The sequence below is a fragment of the Bathymodiolus heckerae thiotrophic gill symbiont genome (assembly GCF_900128515.1).
GTDB lineage: Bacteria > Pseudomonadota > Gammaproteobacteria > PS1 > Pseudothioglobaceae > Thioglobus_A.
Genome location: NZ_FQTP01000120.1, coordinates 1 through 3,349 on the forward strand (window position 1 = coordinate 1; position 3,349 = coordinate 3,349).

A 3,349-nucleotide genomic window follows, 5' to 3' on the forward strand; every position below is an offset into this window, starting at 1 on the left:
TATCTATAAAAGTCGTTGGGCTTTTGGTAGTATCTACAACTTGATTGGCTGCATAAACACTACCCATACTACTTAATACAAAAGCGTTTATGTGGCTTAGTATTAAAAACAGGGTGAATGACTTTTTAAGTGTGTACATTAAATATTATTTTAGGCTGGCTTTCTAAAAAGTTTCATTTTAACCTTAAAAATCCCATTTTGGGGGGGTAAAATATTGATTTTGGTATTGTAATTTGGCATGGTTGATTTTAGCCTTTGGAATCTACACTAATAATAAAGCCTTACTGACTTTGGTTTTGGTAACCGCCACTTCCGAGATTGCTTGGTATGTTGAACTGTTTGCGATTATATTTAATTTGGACTACAACCTAACTTTACTGGATTATTTATTAGAAGACAGAGATTAGATGGTAGTCATTAATGACTGGATGAGTTTTGTTGTTCATACCTTGCTGTTTCCAGTTGCTTTTTATTACGTCAAAAGCGTTGGATTCGACAAGCAAGCCTTATACAAGATTTTGTTATTTGCTGTTAGTTTACTGGCAGTCAGTTTCTTTTTAAGCACAAGTGTCAATACAGGTGTGTATCTTAATTGCGTAACTACTCAGGTTAATTGTGGATTATTTGATGGAACTAGTAGTGATTTATCCCATTTGTTTTTAGTGAGTGTGTCAGTGATTGCTTGGATTGTGTTTTTCTTCTTTTTATTAAAAAGGTTATTTAAGAGCAAATGGTTAAAAAATTAAAAGTTGTATTTGTGTCGTTAAGTTTACTTATCAGCCTTATTGCTGCTGCCGATGTCAATGATGATATTCAAAGAAAGCAAGCGCAAGACAGGCAACAGTTAGAACTTGAAAAATCCTTAAAGGAACAATTTAAGCTAAAAACAAAACAGCAGGTAATGCCAAGGCAAAAGATTGGAACTAATATTGTCGATTCAAGTAAATGTGTCAATATCAAGCAAATCAACACCTCAAAACAAAATTTAATAGATGCTCAGTTAATTCGTGACCTTAAGCAAGAATATCAAGGCAGGTGTCTTGGCGTTAAGCAAATCAACCAACTGATTAAAGAATTGCAAAATATCTATCAGAATAATGGTTTTGTTACCACTAAAGTGGGACTTGGCGTTCCACAAACTAAACTTAAACAAGGCATTTTAGATATTAGTATTGAAACAGGTTTTACAGATTCAGTCAGCTTTAACTCACGAGTCATTGACAATACAGATTTTGCAAGGCAGTTAATTTTTGATGACTTGATTGGCAAGCCCTTGAATATCAATGACATCAACAAGCGTGTTAATCATGTCAATCGATTAAATTCTCATCAAGCAAAACTAAGCATTAAGCCCAGTAAAAAACAATATCACTCCGAGATTATTATTGATGATAACAAACAAGATTATCAGCCATTTAGCATTACTTTGGATAACTCAGGTTCCAAGTCAACAGGTGTTGACAAGATGAAGCTGAACGCAGATTGGGATGATTTTTTGATTCCACTGTCCAAATGGTCGTTTAATTATGCTTTTCCTGCCCATGCAGAGAAAGACAAGAAAGATTCAAATGCCTACACCTTGGATGTGTCTTTTCCTTATAGAGATTATTTGCTTAATTACAACGCAACAAAGTCTGACTACGACACCAATCAAGTGCTAACAACGGGCGATACTTTTTATTCATTTGGCAACACCACAACCAAAAACTTTTATCTAACAAAATATCTAAACAAGACCAATGAGCAAGATAACAAAATCAAATTGGGGGTAAGTTTGAGTGACGAAGAGAGCTATTCTAAATTAAGAGGTATTATCACTAAAAATGAAGTCGGCTCTAGAAAACTCAGTGTTTTGTCTTTGGGGTATGAGCATAGTTTTCAACTCAGTGATAAGTCAACACTGTATTTAAATCCAAGTGTCAATCGAGGTATCGATGCTTTTGATGCGTTAAATGATGATGAGTCTGGATTAGATGCCAAAGCACAATTTAGTTTATTCAAATTCTATGGTTATTATGCAAAACCTTTAGAATTAAACAAAAAGCGATTTAATTTAATGAGTAGCTTAAATATGCAAATCAGTGAAGATGAGTTGTTCGCCGCACAAAGTTTTAGCATTGGTGGACAAGGCAGTGTTAGAGGTTTTAAAGATGAGTCGATAGCTGCAAAATCAGGGTTTTATATTCAAAATAATTTATCGGCTAACTTAAATCAATGGCTGGGTAATAAAACAAATGATAACAGTAAAATAATTGGCACGATATTTTTTGATTATGGTCGTATTCATCCAAATTCATCAGACTATCAAACTTTGTCAGGCACTGGTGTTTCAATTAAACTTCAAAATAAAGATATTGAGGTTGAATTAACAGTGGCTAAAAACTTGAAAAAACCAAATTCTATCAATGAGAATAGTGCGAGTTATTTTACGGTTAGTTATAAATTTTAAAAAAACCAAATTCAAGATTAGTTTATCCACCGATAATCACTTTCAATTTCTCAGCTGTTTTTTCCGAAGGCTTTCTCTCTCCACTTTCCCAAAATTTAACAGTGGTTGAATCAACTTCAAGCAGTTGAGAAAATTGTTTTTGATTCAGCCCTTGGTGGAGTCTGTGAAGTTTAATTTTTTCTGAAAATGTAGTTGGTGATTTTTTTGTATTGTTGATTAAAGGACAAGAGTTTAAAAATTTCATAATCTTAGGATAATATTTTGCAGGAATATTTTTAGTGCTATTCTTTTCCCAATTAACTATTGTAAAATTATCAGTTCCTATGATTTTTCCAACATCTTTTTGAAACAAATTATTTTCCAACCTTTTCTTTTTAATATGGTCGCCCAGTGTGATTAATTCTTTAGGCATACCTGCAATAGGCTTTGGAACAACAAATACGAGGGAGGGCAACAAGGCACAGAAACCCTGCCCTTGCGGATATTATGGCGATGGCACGACCAAATGTCATTGCACTAGAGACCAAATAGATAAATACAAAAACAAAATTTCAGGGCCATTGTTGGATCGTATTGATATGGTTTTAGATGTGCCACCATTGCTTAAAGAGGTGTTACTATCCCAGCAAAATGAGAACATAGAAAATAGTGAAACAATCAGAGCTCGCGTACTTGATTGTTATAATAGGCAGCTGCAAAGACAAGGTAAATTAAACGATCAGCTTAATACTGATGAAGTAGATAAATTGATTGTTTTGAATGCCGATAATAAGCAACTTTCAGCAAGAGCTTATCATCGAATTTTAAAAGTGACTAGAACCATTGCTGATTTAGATCATTCTCAGGTTGTTGAACAGCAGTATTTGATTGAAGTAATTGGGTATCGTCGACATAATGGAT

Annotated in this window: 5 protein-coding genes; 4 read left to right on the forward strand and 1 reads right to left on the reverse strand. The window is 33.7% G+C overall.

All coding sequences use genetic code 11. From position 1 onward, the window contains the following. Positions 1-233: 233 nt before the first annotated feature. The 3 genes from BTHERMOSOX_RS09855 to BTHERMOSOX_RS09865 are packed head-to-tail and all read left to right on the forward strand — an operon-like array spanning position 234 to position 2,449. Entirely contained in the window at positions 234-407 is a 174-nt protein-coding gene (locus tag BTHERMOSOX_RS09855) for a hypothetical protein (RefSeq protein WP_171004734.1), read from the forward strand. A gap of 21 nt (positions 408-428) precedes the next feature. Further along, a complete protein-coding gene (locus BTHERMOSOX_RS09860; RefSeq protein ID WP_212744652.1) occupies positions 429-746 on the forward strand; it encodes a hypothetical protein in 318 nt (105 codons plus the stop codon). Continuing rightward, positions 731-2,449 (forward strand): ShlB/FhaC/HecB family hemolysin secretion/activation protein, encoded by a 1,719-nt coding sequence (locus BTHERMOSOX_RS09865; RefSeq protein ID WP_138120992.1) that lies wholly within the window; start codon positions 731-733, stop codon positions 2,447-2,449. The genes BTHERMOSOX_RS09860 and BTHERMOSOX_RS09865 overlap by 16 nt, the downstream gene beginning before the upstream one ends. 22 nt (positions 2,450-2,471) lie before the next feature. Here BTHERMOSOX_RS09865 and BTHERMOSOX_RS09870 read toward each other — a convergent pair whose 3' ends face one another. Continuing rightward, positions 2,472-2,861: a helix-turn-helix domain-containing protein gene (locus BTHERMOSOX_RS09870; RefSeq protein ID WP_138120994.1), complete on the reverse strand. Its 390-nt coding sequence runs from the start codon at positions 2,859-2,861 to the stop codon at positions 2,472-2,474. Here BTHERMOSOX_RS09870 and BTHERMOSOX_RS09875 point away from each other — a divergent pair. Next, the coding region (locus tag BTHERMOSOX_RS09875; protein WP_138120996.1) for a magnesium chelatase subunit ChlI family protein at positions 2,842-3,349 on the forward strand (508 nt) is incomplete at its 3' end. The genes BTHERMOSOX_RS09870 and BTHERMOSOX_RS09875 overlap by 20 nt on opposite strands.